At 44.5% G+C, this 20,110-nt stretch carries 20 protein-coding genes; 10 read left to right on the top strand and 10 right to left on the bottom strand.

Annotated elements, in window-relative coordinates:
- Positions 1–205 precede the first annotated feature (205 nt).
- Positions 206–1,369, top strand: coding sequence for a threonine/serine exporter family protein (locus BCT11_RS23265; RefSeq protein ID WP_038867439.1), 1,164 nt, complete (start codon positions 206–208; stop codon positions 1,367–1,369).
- Here BCT11_RS23265 and BCT11_RS23260 read toward each other — a convergent pair.
- Positions 1,341–1,625 (bottom strand): ribosome alternative rescue factor ArfA, encoded by a 285-nt coding sequence (locus BCT11_RS23260; protein ID WP_042603271.1) that lies wholly within the window; start codon positions 1,623–1,625, stop codon positions 1,341–1,343. The genes BCT11_RS23265 and BCT11_RS23260 overlap by 29 nt on opposite strands.
- A 368-nt stretch (positions 1,626–1,993) precedes the next feature.
- On the opposite strand from BCT11_RS23260, the gene BCT11_RS23255 reads away from it, so the two are divergent.
- The 4 genes from BCT11_RS23255 to BCT11_RS23240 all read left to right on the top strand — a co-directional run bounded on the left by BCT11_RS23255 (position 1,994) and on the right by BCT11_RS23240 (position 3,839).
- Positions 1,994–2,203: a cold-shock protein gene (locus tag BCT11_RS23255; RefSeq protein ID WP_005433440.1), complete on the top strand. Its 210-nt coding sequence runs from the start codon at positions 1,994–1,996 to the stop codon at positions 2,201–2,203.
- Between the two features lie 72 nt (positions 2,204–2,275).
- Positions 2,276–2,821: a YaeQ family protein gene (locus BCT11_RS23250; protein WP_038867436.1), complete on the top strand. Its 546-nt coding sequence runs from the start codon at positions 2,276–2,278 to the stop codon at positions 2,819–2,821.
- Positions 2,808–3,350: a hypothetical protein gene (locus tag BCT11_RS23245; RefSeq protein WP_038867435.1), complete on the top strand. Its 543-nt coding sequence runs from the start codon at positions 2,808–2,810 to the stop codon at positions 3,348–3,350. Before BCT11_RS23250 ends, BCT11_RS23245 begins: the two co-directional genes overlap by 14 nt.
- 129 nt (positions 3,351–3,479) lie before the next feature.
- The gene (locus tag BCT11_RS23240; RefSeq protein WP_038867434.1) at positions 3,480–3,839 is read left to right on the top strand and encodes a glutaredoxin; all 360 of its coding nucleotides are present in this window, start codon (positions 3,480–3,482) and stop codon (positions 3,837–3,839) included.
- A gap of 79 nt (positions 3,840–3,918) precedes the next feature.
- On the opposite strand, the gene BCT11_RS23235 is transcribed toward BCT11_RS23240, so the two are convergent.
- Positions 3,919–4,545: an OmpA family protein gene (locus BCT11_RS23235; protein WP_038881812.1), complete on the bottom strand. Its 627-nt coding sequence runs from the start codon at positions 4,543–4,545 to the stop codon at positions 3,919–3,921.
- A gap of 370 nt (positions 4,546–4,915) precedes the next feature.
- On the opposite strand from BCT11_RS23235, the gene BCT11_RS23230 reads away from it, so the two are divergent.
- On the top strand, positions 4,916–5,548 hold the full coding sequence (locus BCT11_RS23230) for a thiol:disulfide interchange protein DsbA/DsbL (RefSeq protein WP_038881813.1): 633 nt from the start codon (positions 4,916–4,918) through the stop codon (positions 5,546–5,548).
- Between the two features lie 14 nt (positions 5,549–5,562).
- Entirely contained in the window at positions 5,563–6,036 is a 474-nt protein-coding gene (locus tag BCT11_RS23225) for an FKBP-type peptidyl-prolyl cis-trans isomerase (protein ID WP_038881814.1), read from the top strand.
- A gap of 85 nt (positions 6,037–6,121) precedes the next feature.
- On the opposite strand, the gene BCT11_RS23220 is transcribed toward BCT11_RS23225, so the two are convergent.
- From BCT11_RS23220 to BCT11_RS23195, 6 genes are all read right to left on the bottom strand, one after another.
- The gene (locus BCT11_RS23220) at positions 6,122–7,060 is read right to left on the bottom strand and encodes a hypothetical protein (RefSeq protein ID WP_227741162.1); all 939 of its coding nucleotides are present in this window, start codon (positions 7,058–7,060) and stop codon (positions 6,122–6,124) included.
- Positions 7,050–9,449 (bottom strand): fimbria/pilus outer membrane usher protein, encoded by a 2,400-nt coding sequence (locus BCT11_RS23215; RefSeq protein ID WP_102389389.1) that lies wholly within the window; start codon positions 9,447–9,449, stop codon positions 7,050–7,052. The genes BCT11_RS23220 and BCT11_RS23215 overlap by 11 nt, the downstream gene beginning before the upstream one ends.
- A gap of 47 nt (positions 9,450–9,496) precedes the next feature.
- Complete coding sequence (locus BCT11_RS23210) at positions 9,497–10,159, bottom strand: fimbria/pilus periplasmic chaperone (protein ID WP_038881816.1); 663 nt, start codon at positions 10,157–10,159, stop codon at positions 9,497–9,499.
- Positions 10,160–10,209: 50 nt separating this feature from the next.
- Positions 10,210–10,722, bottom strand: a complete 513-nt coding sequence (locus tag BCT11_RS23205) for a hypothetical protein (RefSeq protein ID WP_038881817.1) — start codon at positions 10,720–10,722, stop codon at positions 10,210–10,212.
- 179 nt (positions 10,723–10,901) lie between these two features.
- Positions 10,902–11,537: a response regulator transcription factor gene (locus BCT11_RS23200; RefSeq protein WP_102389388.1), complete on the bottom strand. Its 636-nt coding sequence runs from the start codon at positions 11,535–11,537 to the stop codon at positions 10,902–10,904.
- A gap of 232 nt (positions 11,538–11,769) precedes the next feature.
- Complete coding sequence (locus tag BCT11_RS23195) at positions 11,770–12,372, bottom strand: beta-phosphoglucomutase family hydrolase (protein ID WP_038881819.1); 603 nt, start codon at positions 12,370–12,372, stop codon at positions 11,770–11,772.
- Positions 12,373–12,448: 76 nt separating this feature from the next.
- Here BCT11_RS23195 and arfB point away from each other — a divergent pair, with 76 nt between their 5' ends.
- Together arfB and BCT11_RS23185 are read left to right on the top strand one after the other, a co-directional pair.
- Positions 12,449–12,862, top strand: a complete 414-nt coding sequence (gene arfB, locus BCT11_RS23190) for an alternative ribosome rescue aminoacyl-tRNA hydrolase ArfB (protein WP_038867424.1) — start codon at positions 12,449–12,451, stop codon at positions 12,860–12,862.
- Positions 12,863–12,932: 70 nt separating this feature from the next.
- Positions 12,933–14,702 carry a methyl-accepting chemotaxis protein gene (locus BCT11_RS23185; RefSeq protein ID WP_102389387.1) on the top strand — a complete coding sequence of 590 codons (1,770 nt, stop codon included), beginning with the start codon at positions 12,933–12,935 and terminating at the stop codon, positions 14,700–14,702.
- Positions 14,703–14,955: 253 nt separating this feature from the next.
- Here the strand turns inward: BCT11_RS23185 and vmeZ are convergent, their stop codons facing one another.
- Positions 14,956–18,108 (bottom strand): multidrug efflux RND transporter permease subunit VmeZ, encoded by a 3,153-nt coding sequence (vmeZ, locus tag BCT11_RS23180; protein ID WP_102389386.1) that lies wholly within the window; start codon positions 18,106–18,108, stop codon positions 14,956–14,958.
- 8 nt (positions 18,109–18,116) lie between these two features.
- Positions 18,117–19,244, bottom strand: a complete 1,128-nt coding sequence (gene vmeY / locus BCT11_RS23175) for a multidrug efflux RND transporter periplasmic adaptor subunit VmeY (RefSeq protein ID WP_102389385.1) — start codon at positions 19,242–19,244, stop codon at positions 18,117–18,119.
- A gap of 347 nt (positions 19,245–19,591) precedes the next feature.
- On the opposite strand from vmeY, the gene BCT11_RS23170 reads away from it, so the two are divergent.
- Positions 19,592–20,050, top strand: coding sequence for a cytidine/deoxycytidylate deaminase family protein (locus BCT11_RS23170; RefSeq protein WP_038867415.1), 459 nt, complete (start codon positions 19,592–19,594; stop codon positions 20,048–20,050).
- The last annotated feature ends 60 nt before the right edge of the window (positions 20,051–20,110 follow it).

Genomic DNA, 20,110 nt, shown 5'->3' with positions numbered 1-20,110 from the left:
CAATTGATAAGCCTTTGTGATGAATTTTATATCGAGAATAGTATGGTAGAACTCAAACGTTTGCTTAGAATTTTTATGCAGCAGCGAAAACACCTGACATAGCCCACAAAAAAACATAAAAAATGTAATGATTATTCGCTCGATAACTGTGGTTTTTGTTAACTTACGCGCAATTTTTTTGTGACCCGAATTTTTCGCTTTCGCTATGCCTTCTCAATATAGAATTAACAAAATCGTCGAAATTGGCGATACATTGCACCGCAGTGGTTGCGCACCATACAAGGTAGAGAAGTACACTCAACACTATGCTCAAAAGCATGGCGTCGATGTGATGATCCAAGCGACACCGACTGCGATCAACTATCAATTTCCCGATGACAACAACGCTGTGGTTCTTAAGCGCCTAAAACCTGCCTCTATTAATCTAAGCTTGTTAGCGAACACCATTATCCGGATCAACCAACCGAGTAGCGACCCCGTTCCTGAACCTGCGGGCTATCCGCCTTGGGTCATTGCGCTTGCGAACATGGGCATACCGCCAGCGTATTTAATGTTAGTTGGTAGCACATTAGAAGCGGTTGGTTTTGCATTTTTACTCGGTTTTATGGTGTGGGGCTGTCAGCAGGTCTGTCGGGCTCGACGAGCAATAGCCGTCGAGTTCATCGCCGCCCTATTTACAGGCATCATCGTTGCCTATCTTTCCAGCACAGGTTTACCTATACCCGTTTGGGCATTGTGCATCGCGACTATTGTCTTATTTGTACCGGGACTATCTATCGCCAACTCACTTGAATGTTTAGCATTTAATGATTTGGTTTCCGGAACGAGTTTACTCGGACAATGTGCACTCACATTGATCAAACTGTTTGTCGGCATCACTATGGGTCTCAATATTGGCGAGGCGATTTGGGGGCAAGCCCAGTCCATCGCGTATACCAACGAGATCCCGATTTGGATGCACATCAGCGGCTTATTTTTAATCTCTGCTTGTTTGGGTGTGATTTTTAATGCCCGTCTGATCGATATTCTATTGGGCTTACCCGTTGCTATGCTCGGGATGTGGGGACCTTTCTACCTTGGATTTGAAAGTGGTTGGGTGGTAGGCACATGGGTAACAACCGTGTTGATCACGTTATACGGTACATGGATAGCGAAAAAGATGGAGTTAACGGGGTCCATTTACATTGTCCAAGGCATCATCATTTTGGTTCCAGGCAGTCGCGTGTTGGTTAGCGCAAGTCAATCTGTGTTTGAACAATCAATTCTACCAATACCAAGTATTGGTCTTTCTGCCCTGTTTATGTTCTCGGCCATCGTTGCTGGACAAATCACCGCTTACTCTATCTACTCGCCAAAAATTGAACGCTAGCCAACATCGATGCTTCAGCCATGAAAAAAGCCCTATTCAAAATCCACTGTAGTGAAAACTTTGAATAGGGCTCTTTGCCTCTATGTTTCGCTTTTCTGTTAAAACTGCCTTTCCCTTTCTTTGCTTTTACTACTCGAGTTTTGAATAGTTGGCTGGTTACTACTGCTTTTAGTGCGTTATCTTTGATTTCGCCTCGGCCGAATTCGGTATCTTGATGACATTCATTCAGCTGAGGAGTCGGTTTTTTCGTTGCCATAAGTCCTCCGCAATGGTCGAACCAGATTGGACAATAATTTTCGAAAATAGTCAAATTTGTAGAATTAAATTCATTTTATTCTTCAAAAACTTCACAACAACGTCATTTATTTGAAATTTCATCAAAAATACAGTGGTTAAAAAGTGACTAAATACAAATATTTGCCCTATAAGCACCAATATATGTTGACTCTGCCTGTATTTAACCTAGACTCTCTCACGGCTAGAAAGAAAGTTCTTTGTTTTCACATTTCGTTGGATTACTCGTAATTCCCCCGTCCTGTGGTACGCAATAGCAATTTATTTTTCCACGCTATAAGCGCCGTATTAGGCGAAGATTTACATAAATTAGATATTTAGGAAATAGACATGTCTAACAAAGCTACTGGTACAGTTAAGTGGTTCAACGAAACTAAAGGCTTCGGCTTCATCCAACAAGAAAACGGTCCTGACGTTTTCGCTCACTTCTCTGCAATCCAAGGTGACGGCTTCCGTACTCTTGTTGAAGGCCAGAAAGTAGAATTCGAAATCACTCAAGGTCAAAAAGGTCCACAAGCTGAGAAAATCACTCTAGTTTAATCCTTTAAGATTTTGATATGGTAGCCAGCTCTAAGCTGGCTATTTTTTTGCCCTTAATTTATTGATACCCTTATGGCTTTAAAACCGACAATTTACAAGTTTCGTATCGCAATCTCCGATATGAACAACGACCACTACGACTCTAAGAACCTAACCATCGCCCTTCATCCTTCAGAGAAACCACAACGCATGCTCGCGCGTATTTTGGCTTTCTGTCTTAATGCAAAAGATGATTTAGAGTTCACGAAAGGTCTTTCAACAACTGAAGAACCGGATTTGTGGCGGGTGGAAGACGATCAGAGCATCACGCACTGGATTGAAATTGGTGAGCCAGAACCGGACCGCATCAAGAAAGCAACCCGCTTAGCAAAACGTGTAAAAGTGTATACCTACAACACAAAAGCATCCGTTTGGTGGGACAAGATGGCAGGCAAGTTTGGCATGCTTCCTGTTGATGTGGCAAGTTTGGATTACGACGCTATCGACTTGATTTCACAACACCTTGACCGCGGCACTAGCCTTTCTGTTATGATTACCGGCACCTCAATTTTCGTTGATATAAACGAACAACACGTCGAAGTGACGGTGAAGGAATTACAAAGTAATGACGCCTCTTAATGAACTGATCCAAGAAATGGGGTTCAAAAACATCCCTTTCGTTAACGAGCATAAAGCCGCGAGACGACGTTGGACCAAAGAACAAGCCCCATTGTTCATTAGAGTATGTGAAAACAAGCCTGAAACGGCGCCTGCCCTGCATTTACTTGGACTTTTGACCAAGTCTCATATTGAAGCCAGCGCACTGTACGAGCAGCATTCCACGTCTTCTCAACATATGCAGAAAGCGCTGAGTGATACCTTAGGCGATGAGCATGCAGACAAGTTTACTAATCAGTCCGCAGAAGACTTAATACTCATCACTCACCTATGGCTGTATACGCAAGGCTACTTAAACATGGATTTTAGTCTTGCTCATGATCATGCAGAACAAACTCAAGAAAGCCTTCAGCACGAACTCGTAATTAAACGTATGGATCTCGATGCTTTCCGTACCGACTTAATGCAGAGCTTCTACCTTGGTAAAGAAGCAACCCCAGCCAAATCGAATGGATTATTTGGTTGGTTAAGGCAACTCTTTTCCTCATAAAAAACATGGTTTTGTCAAAACCCGACACCTGCTAGACTACGCCCTACATACATGCAACGATTTCTTAACTATTGAGCTCGTTGCATGCCTCGTAAAGGACACTCATCCATTGAACATCAAGGGATCATTATGACGTTTATCCGTTGGATTTTGGGAAAAATCATTTTACTTCTCAATGCTGTATTCTCTCCTCGTGGCGTTAAACGTAGCGAAGAAGCTCAAAAAAGTGTTGACGAAAAAGCCACACATTACGCGCTATACCAATTTGAAGCCTGTCCTTTTTGCGTAAAAGTTCGTCGAGCGATGAAACGCCAGTCAGTAAACATCGAATTGCGTGACGCAAAAAATGACTCAGTACATCGTGAAGCACTGGAGCAAGGTGGCGGTCGCGTTAAAGTACCGTGTCTTCGTATTGAAAAAGATGGCGAGACACAATGGCTTTACGAATCTTCAGACATCGTGACATACATTGAAAAAGAATTTGCCTAGTTCCCCCTAAGAACATTGGCGGATGTAGAAGAGGCACCTATTGGTGCCTCTTTTCTTTGATGCGAAAACATTATTCTGTTTACTGATCCACAATCAACATTAGTTCTACTCGACGGTTACAAGCTTTACCAGTTGACGTCGCGTTGCTGCATTGTGGTACGTATTCTCCAAAGCCACGAGAAAACACGCGCTGGCGCGGTAAACTCGTCGCCAACAATTGCTTCTCGACTTCACGAGCTCGCTTTTCTGACAAACTGTCGTTGAAACTTGCAGCACCTGTACTGTCCGCATGGCCATCAATCACGACATCGACATCCGTTCTGCCTGATAAATAATGACCTAGGTTACGAATCCAATCTTGAGATTGCGAAGAGAGCTTCGCTGAGCCAGTTTGGAAATGAACCTGCTCTTTCAACCGAATCATAAGATGCTCGCCACTGATGGTTTCGTGGGCGATTTGATGCCTATTTAAAAACATCTCCAGTGACATCACGCCCTGTGGCTTTTTTCCCATCGAACTCGTCGCTTGTGTAGTCTGTCTCGGTGCAGAAACATAAGAAGTAGGTGCGTAACCCCACTCTGGATGTCTTAGCTCTGAATTTGTTCGAGGGGCGGTATCAAGAATGTTCCCCCCTGGGACCATGTTAGGATCCATGCTGGTGCATCCGGCTAACATACCGCATGCAACTAAAAACCAATGCTTCATACTGTTACCAACGTAGAATGAATTCCTGCTCACTGTGTCGGCTCAAAATGTCCAAACTTTAGTGCTTTCGTTTTTCTAATCTATTTTACAAGCACCTATCGTGCCAATGTTTTCTTTTACTCGACAATTTATCGGTGTTTCCAAAGGTTTAACCGCCTATCCCATCATATGCACATCACTAAGTTGCGACCAAATTTTATGAGCTAACATCCGCTAACACGATTTAGGGCAACAAACCACGCGCCATAACTATGTTTTGACTAAACTTTCTTCGATTGTCTCACTTTAGTGTAACAAGCCGTTTTAATGGTTTTCGTTGATAACGTTAACCGATAAACTATCGATAACTTTACAATCTAGAGCGTCACCCATGTTTAAAACCATTTCTAAAGGCGTTGTCCTTTTTGCCGCAGTAGCGGCACTTGCTGCTTGTGATAACGGCAATTCTCAGCCACAACAAGGTAAACAATACGAAGTACTGCCAACATCATTGACGGAATATGACCTAGCCCCACTGACGGAAGTCTTCTCTCTCAACTGTGGTCACTGCCGTACAATGGAAACCTTTGTTCCTCAAATCGAATCACTCACTGAACAGAAAGTGCAAAAAATGCATGTGACGTTCAATGAAAGCGCGCAAATCAGTGCCATCATCTTCTACACAGCGGTTATGCAATTAGATGGCACACCAGACAAAGCATTCATGGAAGAATTGTTTGCAGCAGTCCAAATGGGGTCAGAAGCGACGACTGATGAGCGTCAAGCAGCAGTAGAGAAAGTATTTGAATCTCGTAATTTAATTAGCCCATACCAATTGGACGAAGCTCAACAAGCTGAGCTGTTTAAGTTCATTACAAAGGCAGAAGAAATCACAACTCGTGGTCAGATTAACTCAGTACCTGCCTTTATCGTAAACGGCAAATACCAAGTGATCACTGGTGGTCATGAAACCGTTGAAGCAATGGCTGACACCATCAACTATCTGCTAAAACAACCAAAATAAGACAAGGAGCAATTGTGTCTAAATTTCTGTTTCCTCTTATCATTTTCATCCTAGCTGGCTTTTTTATTTACCGCACTTGGACAAACCATAAAGTCGCAGATGAAAACTTTGCAAAAGGCCAAGCGTTCTTGCTAGAAAACAGCAAAGCCGAAGGCGTCATTACAACAGAAAGTGGCCTACAGTACTTAGTACTAGAAAAAGGCACTGGTGAAGTCCACCCAACAGCGAACAGCAAAGTAAAAGTACACTATCACGGTACACTTATCGACGGTACGGTATTCGATAGCTCAGTAAATCGTGGCGAGCCGATCTCATTTGGTCTTAACCAAGTGATCAAGGGTTGGCAAGAAGGTTTACAGTACATGGTTGTTGGCGAAAAAATCCGCCTGTTCGTGCCAAGTACACTAGGTTACGGGAAAAGTGGCTCAGGCCCAATCCCACCAGCGAGCGTCTTGATTTTCGACGTGGAGCTATTGGATATCCAATAACCTCTCCATAAACTAAAAAACGCCGCGATAATCGCGGCGTTTTTGTTTTATTGGCTTAGCTTATGAACTCAACATCCAATTGTAGTCAGTATGCAATCAAACTTACCGTCATCTCATCTTCATACTGCCCAGCGGTGGCTCCGGGTACAGCTTTGTTTTCAAAAGCCATGTTGAATCGAGTTTGATTACCACGTCGAGTATTTAAAAATATAGGGCTATCTAAGTCGATATTCTGCCCTTGCAACGAAGTGGTATAAGGGACCTTGTGAGTGGGTTTCCTAGTATTAACAAGATGGCCGTTATTCAATGAATTGAGCTCGAGTTTAACCGATGCATTGCTAATCACAATAATATCCAACGCTCTATGATTTTGGTTAGTCAGGTTCCCCATATCCACGGTGATTCTCGCCCCCGATACGGAAATGCGAGAGCTAGACTTAGCTTCAATCCTCGCACGAACGAAAGGCTTTATGGTGTAATCAAGGCTGGCATTTTTGACGACTGCGTCCACTTGCTTACCAAACAGAGACAGTTCAAAATCAGCTCGATAGTTCCCAGGCTGCATGATTTTACCCTCTGGCACTTGCACCCAAAAATCGACCTGTTTGCCACCACGGTTTGGTAATAAAAAATCACCTTGAGGAGTTCTATTTAAGCTTTTTCTTTGTGCGTTCAAAACTGTCGAATTCACCTTACCTTGAGGCCCTGTAACAACCTGCTGCCAACCATTTGATGGTTTGATGGCAATACCATTTACACAGTTGACCAAGCGGTTATCTAATTCGACTTTACCTTGAAACCACAGGGTGTCAGGTTGCGCCACTTTCAGTTTATACGGCACATCATTGATACTCACTTGAAACGAACCCTCACACTGAGCTTCATTGATATCACTTGCCACCACTGATGAAGTAAAAGCGGTCACAAGCAACATTCCTGCGATTGTTAAGACATCACTGCAACTTATCGTGTTCATCCTATTCACCCTTTCCTTAGCAGTACAATGCACTTGATTACTTGTCATTACTCAGCACCACTTTGATTTCGCCCAAATTAATCAAGCTCGAATCAGATTCCGGAATCGTGATAATGATTGGCTGGGTGCTCAAACCGTAAAGTTGAACCAAGTATTTACCGGGACTCAGTCCTTGAATGAAGAAACGCCCTTGTTTGTTGGTGAAAAACTCAATTTGTTCATCATCAACCAACACACGCCCTTGTCGGTACTCGATAGGTTCACCGCTAAGACGCTTCAAATAACCACTCGCGGTGTATGACGCATCGGAACCTATCGTCAACAAATATCCGGTAGCTGCCGCAGGCATTAGTTCAAGTTTGCCATCCCCCCAGTCATAACCAACGGGAGAACCCATCACGTTATAATCCATCGAATAACGAGCATAAGGTTGCGAGATAGAGACCAGACCATCAATGCTTTGGGTTGCTATCGCTGTCGGCCTTCCTTGGGAGTCTACATCTAGATTCGCTGTCGCTTCCCCCAGTGTTGGGTGTACCTCTGCAACGACAAATGGCCCACTGGTTGCACGTCCCCACCCCCAGTCGCCGTCAACCATACCAATTGCTGTCGCTAACCGCACTGAAGCTTGGTATTGCTCGGTATCTTCTTTTCTCACCACATCACGACTCACTTCAGACTCGGCTCTGAATCGGTTTGCGGTGTAGCTAAGTTGAGCGCGTTGGGTATCACGAAACTCATCCCGCTCCGCTTCAATTCTCACTCCGTAATCACCGACATAGTTCAAACCTTCATTACTAAAATACGCTCGGCTTCGTTCATTCTCACTGTTGTAAGAGAGACCTATACGATTTCCATGCTCATCCGAATACCAATTGTATTCAAAGGTAAACAAGAAACGCGTATCCGGTTCGTTATAACGCTCGGATTCTTCGTATTCGGTACCAACCCCTACGGTAAAACCACCATGCCGCCAATTGAGCAACACAGAACCTCTCAACTCATCGTCATCCGGCGGAAGTTGCGTGACACGCCCCGTTAACGTCAGATCTAACTCACTATTGATTTGCCAAAAATAATTCGCGAGATACTGCGTATATGAGTTACCCTCTTGAGACTCTTGCCAAGGCTTACTTTGAAAGTCATCCGATTTTTCAATTGCAAAACGTAAGTTCGGCGACTGGCTTTCGCCACTGCCAAAAATACTGTTCTCGTAGTCAAGAGATGTTATCCACCCATCTTCGTCTGAACTTGCAGAGCTGAATGAATAACGCGCGGTGACATTACCGACTGCACTCTTAAATGTCGTCAATGCACCCCAAATTGCCGCTTCTTGGGCATACAAACCGTTGACTCCTGTCGTCAACCAATCGGTAACACCATATTCGATATAACCTGTTGCCACCCATTCGTCTTGATACTCAACTTGACGATTGTCATAGGTAATTGGTTGCCCAACAGAAAAAGAGTAATCAATCAGACCTTTTTTCAACAGCTTAGCGTTATAAAATTGAGTAAAGCGTAATACTTCCTGCTTACCAGAAACATAGTTAACGACAACCGTAATATCATTCGCACCGTTATCTAAAATCAGGTTCTTAAGGTTGTAGCGCCCCGGCTCTAATCGCCCACCAGAAATTCGCTCACCGTTGACATAAACTTCCACTTCAGCAGATTCAAGCAGGACAAGCTGCTGGCTGCTCTCTGGGCTTGTCTCACGATCCGGCTGCAAGTCTGCATATCGACTCTCAACAGAAAAACCGCCCAGTGACATTCCATAAATATGTCCGGACTCACCGCTGATCACATCGCCGACAGATGTGCGCATTGGTAGGTTAGGTTTGTCATAAAAAGCAATCCACTCACCTCGGGAAAAATTTGTTGTTTCGTTATCCACTTCGAGGTAATTGGCGAAAAGAAAGTTAACACCATTAGCACCACCGATGTTGCCTTGTGACAGCCAATCCAGCGAAGTGTCCCAAGTCTCAACGCTCTCTTGCCAATAATTGTTATAGGCAAAACTAAAACTATTTAACCAGCTTAGCGAGCCACTTTCGGAGGGAACAAAATCGGGGTAACTAGACGATAGATTTATATCTTGCTCGCTAAGGATTTGCGCAGAGAGGCGGACGTCAATAAACAATGATTCAGTGTTGAGAGTGGCTTCTATACCACGCTCAGCGAGCGTTGCGACATCAACGAATGTTGATGATTCTGAGCCAAAAAACTGCTGCCACCATTCTGGGCTCACTCGCGGCCCAAGCAAATTTTGAAGCACATCAACAGATACGCGTTCTAGAGCCATACCGTGTATTTCAACAGGGAGATCGCCAAGCTGATTTTGCTCATATACTAGGGGCAAAGAGAGGCTGTAAGAGCTTCCCCATACAGCCCCAGAAATAAGGACAGCGATCGATACGACGAATGCGCGCCACATTGTAACCTTCCGTGTATATCAGTGACGTTATGAAAACTGGGGGGTCGTTAGTTCACAAGAAGTGACTCGACGTTCACCAGAACTTTCTGATTTGGTACGAGATATTGCATCGGCAGAACCGGTTCTAATTGTTCCCAGTCCCAACGCTTAGTCTGACCTTGCCAATCAACCGAATAAGTGTGTTTGTTTAGCTCAATAACACTTGAACCTGTATTGCTAATTTTCAGGTTCGGCTTCTTGCCATTGGACACAATGATTTCGCTAGAATAATGGTCTTGCGCATCTTGTGGAGACACAAATACAAGCGCTCCGATTCGGAACAACATTTGTATGGCATCTTTCTCAACTTCATTCGCTTTGAGTGGCAATTGGCTCACGATCAAGCGATAGGATTCTGCCACGCCCTTAGGTGCACCAATATATTGCACTTTAATGGTCTGAGATTTCCCCGGTTGAATAAGAACTTGCGGTGGAAAGATCATCAAGTCACCGGTTTCAAGAAGCGACTCTTCATTGTTGAATTCGACCAATCGCTTAACACCAGTCACTTCGATAGGCAGAGGAGCAAGAGAGGTATTGGTTACCTTAAAAAATACCGTCGTCTCTTTCCCTGAATCGGAAAGAAATTGCACCATAGGGAAAAGCTCAAAAGCCAACACTTGGGCTGGCATATAAATCAAGATAAGAAATAATATTCGAAGTGTTTTCATACAACATAATGGCTGAGGGATGGGCAGAGCCTCCCTCAGCACATTCCTTTCTACATGTGGAATAGAGTCACATACATCGCGCCGCTGTATTCACCCCAACGCGCACCAGCTTGAGGTTTAGAGGTAATTGAAAGCTTGTGCTCATCAGTCATCGTTTTATCTAGGTTGTTACTAATTTCAACAACTTGATGGATACGAGCAACGGTAGTGTCAATCCCTTTGTCTTTTAGCTTAGTTTCACCATTGAAGCTGTACTCCATTGGAATTTCATCTTCATTACTGTTGGTAAAACCGAACGGGTCAACTTGGACAATGCCTTTAGTACCGTATGAGTTGCACCATGTTTTAAAGCCAAATTCTTTGGTGTCAGATGATTTGGTCAAGTCGAAATTAATGACGTCCAAATTGCCGTAAGTCATCATTTCACAACGCTTAGGCACTTCACCTTTGAACTTGACATAAAAGTCTGCACGACCTTCGTCAGACCCAACGACCCAAGGGTTCGCAATGGCACCAGCCGATAAAAGTAACGCCATTGCTGCAAAACCTGCTAAACGTTTCATGATTGTTCTCCTTTACATTTATTCCTGCGGTTTAGACCAAAAGTTGAATTAAGTAGACGAGATAAATGTACGCCTTATTAACTTTTTTCCTATCGGTCATCTGACCAGCAATAATGAAATAAAGAATGAGGAAAGTATCATAAAAAAATAAAATTGATTTAGAACAATAAAAACAACAATTACTCCATCATTAAAGCACCAAGCTGATTACGACTTTGCTTCCCTGTTTTACATAAAATATGTGATACATGAGTTTTAACTGTGCTTAAACTTACGTTCATTTGAACCGCAATCTCCTTATTAGAATAACCTTGAACTAAATATAAGAATACTTTTTGCTCTTTCCCCGACAACTCATATTTCGTACCAAGAACTTCCATGGACAGGCCAGTATTTGATTGCCCTCTTACGATGTTTCTCAAGGAATAAGACATTGCCTCTCGACTAAACCAAAGCTGACCAGAGGTAACCATCCTTGTGGCTTTATGGAGAAGTTCTAACGTCATATCTGACTCAAGCAAGCCACACCACCCCAAAGAAATCAGCCCCTTAACACCTTCTAAGTCTTGTTGATTTGCATTCACAAGTATCCAAGCCCCTCCACGTGTAATTGGAGAAATTAAATGAAGAGATGGATTTCCTAGCGTAGAACGATCATAAATAACCAGATCATTTTCTGTCAACCCCCAAAGTTTATTGACAGAAGTTTCAATAAAAAATGTATAAGCTTTAAAACTGTGTGAAAGACCCGCAATAACCAACTCAGACCACTCAGGATTTTCTGAAACAACAAAAACCTTTTGTGAGATCTTCATAATGCATCCTTTTAAGGATTGTAATAATTAAAAATAACAATTATAGAGAGCCTGAGTATATTACTTTATTATCAGATTGATATTTTGACTATCTTCACAATACAGTTTTTATTTATCTGGGTTAAATTTCGAAAACAGAAAATAAAAATTAAAACAAAAACGCCGCGATTATCGCGGCGTTTTTTCTATCAGATAAAGTTATACCCAAGTAATCTGAAAGTGATTAGCTGTATTAAGCTTTCGGGTAAAATACCAGTTTATCCCCTTCCACCATGACGCAATCCATGTCCGCGGCATGAGCGGCTTTTTTGCCAAGCTCGGTATCTTCAAATACCACACACTCTTTCGCGTTTAAGCCAAGCTGTTTTGCTGCCATCAGAAAAGTGTCTGGGAAGGGTTTGTGATTTTCTACGTCAGTAGCCGTCACGACTGCGTTTAGCTTCTTCAAGATACCCGCTTTCGTCAGTAATCGCAGTGCACTGTCACGTTGACTGCCAGTCCCAACCGCGATCTTCTTTTCGCCAAAGTATTGGTCAAGAACCGTATTGGTGCAGGAAATGATTTCGCCATGCAGTTCCATCTCTGCAAAGGTTTCCATCTTGAAACGAGAGACAGTTTCAGGATCAAGAGACAAACCATGCTCACGGTTCACTTCACCTACAATTTTGAAGCTTGGCATTCCACCTAAGCTGTGTAACCAGTCTTGATGAAATGGGAAGTCAAATCGATCGGCTGTTGCTTGCCAAGCGGCCAAGTGCGCTGGCATAGTATCAATCAATGTGCCATCCATATCGAAAATCAGACCTTTGTAGGGGCTTAAATCTATCGTGTTCATGTCAATTCTTCTATTTATACATCTCTAGTGGTAATTTATCAGCCATTGCAACAAACCATATTGGCATTTAGTAAACATGCTCAAAATTTCGAACTCCGTCACAATTCAAGACTGGGAAATCCAATTATCCCCCATCCGCGCTCAAGGAAATGGTGGGCAAAACGTTAATAAGGTATCGTCCGCGATACATTTGCGCTTTGATGTACGTCATTCCACATTGCCGGATTTCTATAAAGAGCGGTTACTTGCGCTGTCAGATAGCCGGATCACCAAAGAGGGAGTGATCATCATCAAAGCACAACAATTTCGGACGCAAGAGCAGAACAAAGAAGACGCATTAAACCGATTACAAGCGTTAATCCAATCTGCTAGCCGGACGGATAAGAAGCGTATTAAAACCAAACCAACACGCGCTTCGCAACGTCGCAGACTTGATAGTAAAAACAAGCAAGCGACAAAAAAACAGCAACGCCAAAGAGTGCTGTACTAAAAACGTCAGAGCTAACCATTGGGAACCTTTTTGGGCTCCTTACTTTAGTCAACTATTCAGGACAAGCTTTATGACTATCAGGCACAAGCTCTACTCCCTAGGAGTGATCGCCATTTTGGGTATCGTCACCCTGTTGGCCACCTCGTCACACTTCGCTAACCAAAGCCAAGAGCTCAACCACGCGATTAAACTCGTCGGAGATTTGGAAATCCGATTGCTCAACCTTCGCCGTAACGAAAAGGACTTTTTATTGCGCGGCAACAACAAATACCTTGGTAAGTTTGACGAAAACGTTGATAAGTTCCTTAGTACCGAACAAGAATTGGCAGGCATTCTTAACCGTTATGACCTCCCTTCTAGCCACCAATTCAAACAAGACCTATTATCTTATCAAACTGGGTTTCAAAAACTTGTAGCGGCCTATGAACGTTTCGGATTGGATGACCAAAGTGGGTTGCTTGCACCGTATCAGCAAGCGCTGTCTGAAGCCAAGATAACCGCTAATCACGAACAAGTGATCGCTTTGACTCAATTCGATGAACTCGTAAAAGCAGGCGAAGTTAATGAGAGCCTATTACAAGGCTTATATGTACCAGCATTGATTGAGAGTGCGCGTCAGCTTTCCGCTCAGAAACGAACCATAGGTGTTGCTTACAATAAAGGTTTATTGGGCGAGACTCGTGCCCTCTCTCATACTGTGGAAGAACAATTTAAGACGTTCTCTTCAGCACTGACCAATGCGGCTCAAGAACGCGATACTCAGAATGCTATCGTGAAGCAAAGCATCACTGTGCTGGTTTTGGTGGTGATATTTGCCCTTATTATGCAGATATCTCGGTCTATTAACTTACGAGTCAGCAGCTTATTAGCCACGATAAAAAACATCAGTGAAAGCAACAATATGAGTTTACGTTCTGAGCTAAAAGGCAAAGATGAGCTGGTAGACATTAGTCACCACTTAAATGATCTATTAGATAAACTAGAACACTTAATCCATGGCACCCAAGAAAAGTCCGCACAGTTATCTGCTAGCACAGACAATATGCACCGCGAACTTGAAGGTGTGATGGAGCAATTCCACGCACAAGCTGACCACACCTCTTCTATGGCAACCGCTGTACAGCAAATGGTGGCGACAATTGGAGAGATTTCAGAAAGCACATCCGTCGCTGTAGAGGGCGTCCATCAAGCCGCAAGCAACGCAGAACAAGGTCGTACTGTCGTCGAGACTACAGTAACGAATGTCGGCCAGTTAACGGGCATTCTGTCTAATAGCCAACAATCGATTGGTTCTTTGAACGAACACGTTGCGAAAATTGGTGGTGCAGTCAACATCATCCAAGACATTGCAGAACAAACTAATCTACTTGCTCTCAACGCAGCAATTGAAGCGGCGCGTGCTGGCGAACAAGGACGCGGTTTTGCGGTCGTTGCAGATGAGGTTCGTGCATTGGCAAGCCGCACACATCAATCGACAGAGGAGATTACTCGCGTGGTGTCAGACATTCAATCGCAAATGTCGATGGTGGTTTCAGATATTGATCAATGTAATGACCAAGGGCAACAAACCCTATCGGCATCAGGACAATTGGATTCAAGCTTACAACAAATCATTGCCGACATGAACGCGATTCAAGGCAACTCGGAGCGCATTGCATCAGCTATTGAAGAGCAAGGCATTGTGATGAACCAAGTCAGTGATTCGATCACCGAACTGAATGTAATTTCCGAAAATAACATGCAGTCAGCCCAAGAATGTTTGCACGAGGTGAACTCGGTTTCTGCACAAGCTCATGATATGGACGATGCCGTCGCTAAATTTAAGACACGCGACGTATAGACAGCAACAATCACTAAGCATTCTGTGAATACGCCTGTTTCGCTCTGCCCTCATCCTAGTGAGAGTATAGGGATGTTTAAAGTGCTCAATAACTTCGACCTAGCGTCACAAGATTTGAGCCCATATGAAAACGTCGAAGATTGGAGCAAGTGCCAAGAGCTTGGCAACTGATGCCTTTTCACTATCAACGTCAACAAAAAGCCCGAGGCACTCACATGCATCGGGCTTTTTATTTTCAGAGTGAACTCAGCGTTTATTCATCATCAAGAGGAACAAGCTTGGTACTCCCGCCATGGATTTTCTCACGCTTTCTCTGTACCAATGCGTAGAAGCCTGGTATCAAGAAAGTACCCGCTAGCAGCACGCAGAGTAGCCCCCCTATCAACGAGATACCCAACGAGTTCTGGCTCACGTGACCTGCACCCGCCGCAAAGATCAGCGGGAAGATACCCAAGATGAACGACCAAGAAGTCATGTTCACCGCACGGAAACGCAGTTTACCACCTTGAACAGCCGCACTATCGATATCCACATCTTTCTCTTCACGCTCCTGCTTGGCGAATTCCACAATAAGGATTGCATTCTTCGCCGCGAGCGCTATGAGTAGGACGAGACCTATCTGCGCGTACAAGTTGAGAGGTGTGCCTGTTAGGTTCAATGCGAGGAAGGACCCCAACGTCGCTACTGGCACCACTAGGATAATTGCAAGTGGAATCGTCCAACTTTCGTATTGCGCTACCATGAACAAATAAATGAAGATCAACGCCAACGCAAACGCATAAATCGCTTGGTTACCCGCTAGCACCTCTTGGTAGGCCATGCCCGTCCATTCGTAAGTGTAACCTTGTGGCAGAACTTCTGCCGCAACGCGTTCCATTGCAGCAATGGCATCACCACTTGAGTAACCCGGAGCTGGCTGACCTTGGATAATGGCACTGCGGTACATGTTGTATCGCCATGCTACATCCGGTTCAAACACTTGCTCATAGCTCACTAGCGTACTCAACGGCACCATATCACCACCAGAAGAACGAACGTGGAAACGCTCTAAATCTTCCATGCTGTTACGGTGTTCACTGTCTGCCTGCATGGTTACGCGGAAGTTCTTACCGAACATGGTAAAGTCATTCACGTAAAGTGAACCAAGGTTACCTTGTAGAGTTTGGAAAATAGACGACAGTGGGATGCCTAACTGTTGCGCTTTTTCACGGTCAATGTCGACGTAGTAATGCGGAACGTTGGCACGGAACGTACTGAAAGTGTAAGCAATTTCAGGCGCTTGGTTAGCTGCCTGAATCATCTCGCCCATAACCATTGATAGGTCTGTACGGCTACGGCCTAGCGTATCTTCAAGTACGAATTCAAAACCAGATGCCGCACCCATACCCGGAACCGCAGGTGGTCCCATGGCAAAGACGATAGCTTGAGGAAGCTCCATTGCAGCTCGACCGTTAATACGGTTCGCGATCGCATTGGCAGAGTGCTCTCCATCTAAACCATTTCGCGTATCCCAATCATGCAGTTTGATAAACAGAGATGCACCGTTTGATGCTGCGGCACCTGTCATGAATGAGTAACCATTCGCAACGGTAACACCATCCACGCCCGGTTCCTGTTCCACCATCTTCATCAGATCATTTGTCACTTCCTCAGTACGAGAAAGCGAAGCGGAATCTGGAAGTTGCACGTTAACCAGCAAGATGCCCTTATCTTCTTGGGGTACAAACGCCGTTGACGTCGTTTTCGCAAAGAAGGTTACTGCAGCAACCGCAACAAAGAAGAAGGAGATCAGTAGGATCGACTTCTTCACTAAGAAGCCAGCAATTTGACCATAGCGCGCAGTCACTCGCTCAAGACCACGGTTAAACGCTTGGAACCAGTTTGCCGTGTTGCCACCACCCTGTTTCAATACCAACGAACATAACGCTGGAGACAGTGTTAGTGCGTTAATCGAGGAAATAACAACTGAAATACAGATGGTCAGTGCAAACTGACGATACATGATGCCAGTGATACCCGGAAGCATGGCAACTGGAAGGAATACTGCTAATAGAACCAAAGTCGACGTAACAATTGGACCCGTCACCTCTTTCATTGCGATCAAGGTTGCTTTACGCGGTGAAATACTCGGGTCTTTCGCCATCGTGGTATCCACGTTTTCGATAACCAGAATCGCATCATCTACAACGATACCGATAGCGAGAATCAAACCAAATAGCGTTACTGTGTTTATGGTGAAGCCTGTGGCCTGCATGATGGCAAAGGTACCAATAAGCGACACCGGAATGGCCACCACCGGAATTAAGGTTGCACGCGCACTCCCCAAGAACAGATAAGTCACTGCGATTACCAGCAAGATTGCTTCAATCAGTGTTTTGACAACCCCCTTAATCGATTCGGCAACAAATACGGTTGTATCGTAACTGGTTTCGTAAGCCATACCTTCAGGGAAGTTCGTACTTAGGCGATCCAGCAAGTCCATGACCGCCTTACCACTTTCCAGTGCATTCGCATCCGATTGCAAAGACAGCGCCACGATAGAAGCGTCTTGACCACGGAACTTACCGTTACCGTCGTAGAACTTTTTACCAAGTTCAACACGAGCAACGTCTTTCAGGTACACCGTTGAACCATCTGAATTGGCACGAAGAACCACGTCTTCGAACTCACTCACGCTTTCCAAACGACCTTTGGTCACTAGGTTAAACTGAACTTCTTGCGGATTATTGTAAGGAGCAGCGCCAACACGTCCCGCAGCAACTTGAACGTTTTGTTCAGCTAACGCAGCGTATACGTCGCTCGTGGTCAGGTTGAGGTTGGCCATCTTCTCTGGATCCAACCAAACACGCATTGCGTATTCACCGCCACCGATAACGTTAACTTCACTGATGCCTTTAACACGCGCTAACTGGTCTTTCACGTTCAGGTTGATGTAGTTGATAAGGAACTTGTCATCATACTTACCATCTGGCGAGTAGAAGTTCAGAACCATCAACAGGTCCGGAGAACGCTTTTTCACCGTGACACCAACCATACGCACTTCTTGAGGCAACTTGGACTCAATCTGTGACACTCGGTTTTGCACGTTAACCTGAGCCATGTCTGGGTCTGTGCCTACATCAAAGGTGACATTTAGGCTGTACGAACCGTCATTCGCGCTTTTCGAAGACATGTAAATCATGTTTTCTACGCCATTGACGGAGGTCTCTATGGGGTCGGCTATCGCCTGTTCAACCACTTCGGCACTCGCGCCTGTGTAAAACGCCGTCACGCTCACCGATGGCGGGCTGATTTTAGGATATTCAGCAACGGGTAGGATCGCTAAAGAGATGGCACCTGCCAACGTCAAAATGATCGAAATTACCAGTGCAAACTTTGGTCTTTGTATAAAGAAACGACTTAACATTCCGCCTCCTACTGCTTGTCTTCAGCAGGTGCTTGAATGCGTACTTCTACGCCGTTACGCACACGTTGCAGACCTTGTGTAATGACCGTATCGTCCTGTTCTAGACCTTCATTAATGATGATGCCCTGCTCGACTTGTGGACCAAGCTTCACATTGCGACGTTCAGCAACATTACCTTCTGCCGTCACCATAACGAAGTCACCTTCGAGGTCAGTTTGAACCGCACGACGTGGTACAACGATCACGTCTTTCGCGTTTTTATCACGCAAGTTCACTTTAATATGCTGACCAGGAAGTAATTTCTGTTCTGGGTTTGGCACCAAAGCACGCATAGCAATCGTACCCGTCTGAGTATTGATACGGTTACCCAAGAAATCCAACTGACCGAGATGCTCGAAGTACTCGCCGTTTTCAAGTTCAAGTTGAACCTCTACCCCACTCGACTCAGCACTCCCATCACCTTTGATACGATCCATTCCAAGCGTTAAACGCTCACGTTCGCTCACGCTGAATGAAGTATGTACTGGGTCTAAGCTAACCAGTGTCGTTAGGATGCCAGAAGATGGAGAAAGTAGATCGCCCGTACTTACTTTACTGTCACTGATGCGACCGCTAAATGGCGCTCGGATTTGCGTATAAGAAAGGTTAACTTCCGCCAGTTTAAGCTGTGCATTTGCGGCTTCCAATTCAGCACGAGCACCAAGTAACGTTGCCGTTAATGCATCAAACTCGGATTGCGAAATACTGCCACGAGGAAGCAAGTTTTTGCCGCGTTGGTGATCAAGCTCCGCTTTTTTCAATGCTGCTTTCGCTTGAGCTAGTGCCGCTTTAGCACTCGCCACTTGAGCTTCGAAAGAAGAAGGCTCTATGGAGTACAACAGCGCCCCTTTTTCGACCATTTGACCTTCGTCAAAATGGCGAGCTTCGAGGTAGCCGGAGACTTGTGCCGTAATATTCGTATCTTCTACTGCTTCAATGCGGCCGATGTAAGATTTACTCGGCTGGTAGTCGATAATTGTGACATCCTGAGTCACAACAAGAGGAGCTTGGCTCCCCTTCTGGGCATTGTTTGCTTCTCCGCATCCCGCGAGGATAGCTGTTGCCGCCATTAATGCGACGAGTGATTTCTTTTGCATGTATATACCGTCTTTATAGAACAGGATTCAATTGACAATACCCTAACCTTACAGGGAGCTTTGTCCGAAAACTTCAAGAGAAATAAGGGAATATGTTTCAAAGTGTAAGCTGATGAAACGACTCGCAAACATAGTAATAATGGCGCTAAAAATGTTGCGATCATGTTCGTGGTTTAACATGAAAATCATCTTGGTAACTCACTTCATCATTGCCATTTTTTTACGCAATCATTGTTATATGAGTTAATAAAGTGAAAACTTCGTTGAGAGGAAGCATGATTTGACTATTTTTTTAAACAGAATGGGTTATCATGCAATTAATTCAAAGCTTTCGACCGAGGATGAGTATGATTTCTAAATGGGAGAAACGTTTTTACCAAATGGCTGAGTTAGTGGCGTCTTGGAGTAAAGACCCATCTACACAGGTCGGTGCGGTAATCACTAAACAGAACCGCATTGTTTCGGTAGGCTTCAACGGCTACCCACATGGCGTGTCTGACAGCGTTGATACAGATGAACGTGAGCTAAAATACCTCAAAACACTACACGCAGAAGAGAATGCGATTCTGTTCTCTAAACGCGATTTAGACGGTTGTGATATTTGGGTAACCCACTTCCCTTGTCCAAACTGCGCAGCAAAGATCATCCAAACCGGGATCGCTCGAGTAAGCTGTCCAGAACAATCAGAAGACTTTTTGTCTCGATGGGGTGACAAGATTCAAGTGAGCCAAGATATGTTTGACCAAGCAGGCGTTGAAGTAAACTGGTTACCAATAAGCGACATTGAAGAAAAAGATGTTCGCTAATTCTGATTAAGACGCCAAAAAATAAGAAAGCCCAGACACTGTGAACTGACCCCCAATAGT

Source organism: Vibrio sp. 10N.222.52.B12, assembly GCF_002875385.1.
GTDB classification, from domain to species: Bacteria; Pseudomonadota; Gammaproteobacteria; order Enterobacterales; family Vibrionaceae; genus Vibrio; species Vibrio jasicida.
Note: the sequence above shows the minus strand (reverse complement) of the source record. Positions and strands in the feature narration are given on the sequence as shown.

What these genes read in the sequence shown, in the direction of transcription:
- BCT11_RS23265 (WP_038867439.1), top strand. Translation starts at nt 206, where the DNA reads ATGCCTTCTCAATATAGAATTAACAAAATCGTCGAAATTGGCGATACA.
- BCT11_RS23260 (WP_042603271.1), bottom strand. Translation starts at nt 1,625, where the DNA reads ATGGCAACGAAAAAACCGACTCCTCAGCTGAATGAATGTCATCAAGAT.
- BCT11_RS23255 (WP_005433440.1), top strand. Translation starts at nt 1,994, where the DNA reads ATGTCTAACAAAGCTACTGGTACAGTTAAGTGGTTCAACGAAACTAAA.
- BCT11_RS23250 (WP_038867436.1), top strand. Translation starts at nt 2,276, where the DNA reads ATGGCTTTAAAACCGACAATTTACAAGTTTCGTATCGCAATCTCCGAT.
- BCT11_RS23245 (WP_038867435.1), top strand. Translation starts at nt 2,808, where the DNA reads ATGACGCCTCTTAATGAACTGATCCAAGAAATGGGGTTCAAAAACATC.
- BCT11_RS23240 (WP_038867434.1), top strand. Translation starts at nt 3,480, where the DNA reads ATGACGTTTATCCGTTGGATTTTGGGAAAAATCATTTTACTTCTCAAT.
- BCT11_RS23235 (WP_038881812.1), bottom strand. Translation starts at nt 4,545, where the DNA reads ATGAAGCATTGGTTTTTAGTTGCATGCGGTATGTTAGCCGGATGCACC.
- BCT11_RS23230 (WP_038881813.1), top strand. Translation starts at nt 4,916, where the DNA reads ATGTTTAAAACCATTTCTAAAGGCGTTGTCCTTTTTGCCGCAGTAGCG.
- BCT11_RS23220 (WP_227741162.1), bottom strand. Translation starts at nt 7,060, where the DNA reads ATGACAAGTAATCAAGTGCATTGTACTGCTAAGGAAAGGGTGAATAGG.
- BCT11_RS23215 (WP_102389389.1), bottom strand. Translation starts at nt 9,449, where the DNA reads ATGTGGCGCGCATTCGTCGTATCGATCGCTGTCCTTATTTCTGGGGCT.
- BCT11_RS23210 (WP_038881816.1), bottom strand. Translation starts at nt 10,159, where the DNA reads ATGAAAACACTTCGAATATTATTTCTTATCTTGATTTATATGCCAGCC.
- BCT11_RS23205 (WP_038881817.1), bottom strand. Translation starts at nt 10,722, where the DNA reads ATGAAACGTTTAGCAGGTTTTGCAGCAATGGCGTTACTTTTATCGGCT.
- BCT11_RS23200 (WP_102389388.1), bottom strand. Translation starts at nt 11,537, where the DNA reads ATGAAGATCTCACAAAAGGTTTTTGTTGTTTCAGAAAATCCTGAGTGG.
- BCT11_RS23195 (WP_038881819.1), bottom strand. Translation starts at nt 12,372, where the DNA reads ATGAACACGATAGATTTAAGCCCCTACAAAGGTCTGATTTTCGATATG.
- arfB (WP_038867424.1), top strand. Translation starts at nt 12,449, where the DNA reads ATGCTCAAAATTTCGAACTCCGTCACAATTCAAGACTGGGAAATCCAA.
- BCT11_RS23185 (WP_102389387.1), top strand. Translation starts at nt 12,933, where the DNA reads ATGACTATCAGGCACAAGCTCTACTCCCTAGGAGTGATCGCCATTTTG.
- vmeZ (WP_102389386.1), bottom strand. Translation starts at nt 18,108, where the DNA reads ATGTTAAGTCGTTTCTTTATACAAAGACCAAAGTTTGCACTGGTAATT.
- vmeY (WP_102389385.1), bottom strand. Translation starts at nt 19,244, where the DNA reads ATGCAAAAGAAATCACTCGTCGCATTAATGGCGGCAACAGCTATCCTC.
- BCT11_RS23170 (WP_038867415.1), top strand. Translation starts at nt 19,592, where the DNA reads ATGATTTCTAAATGGGAGAAACGTTTTTACCAAATGGCTGAGTTAGTG.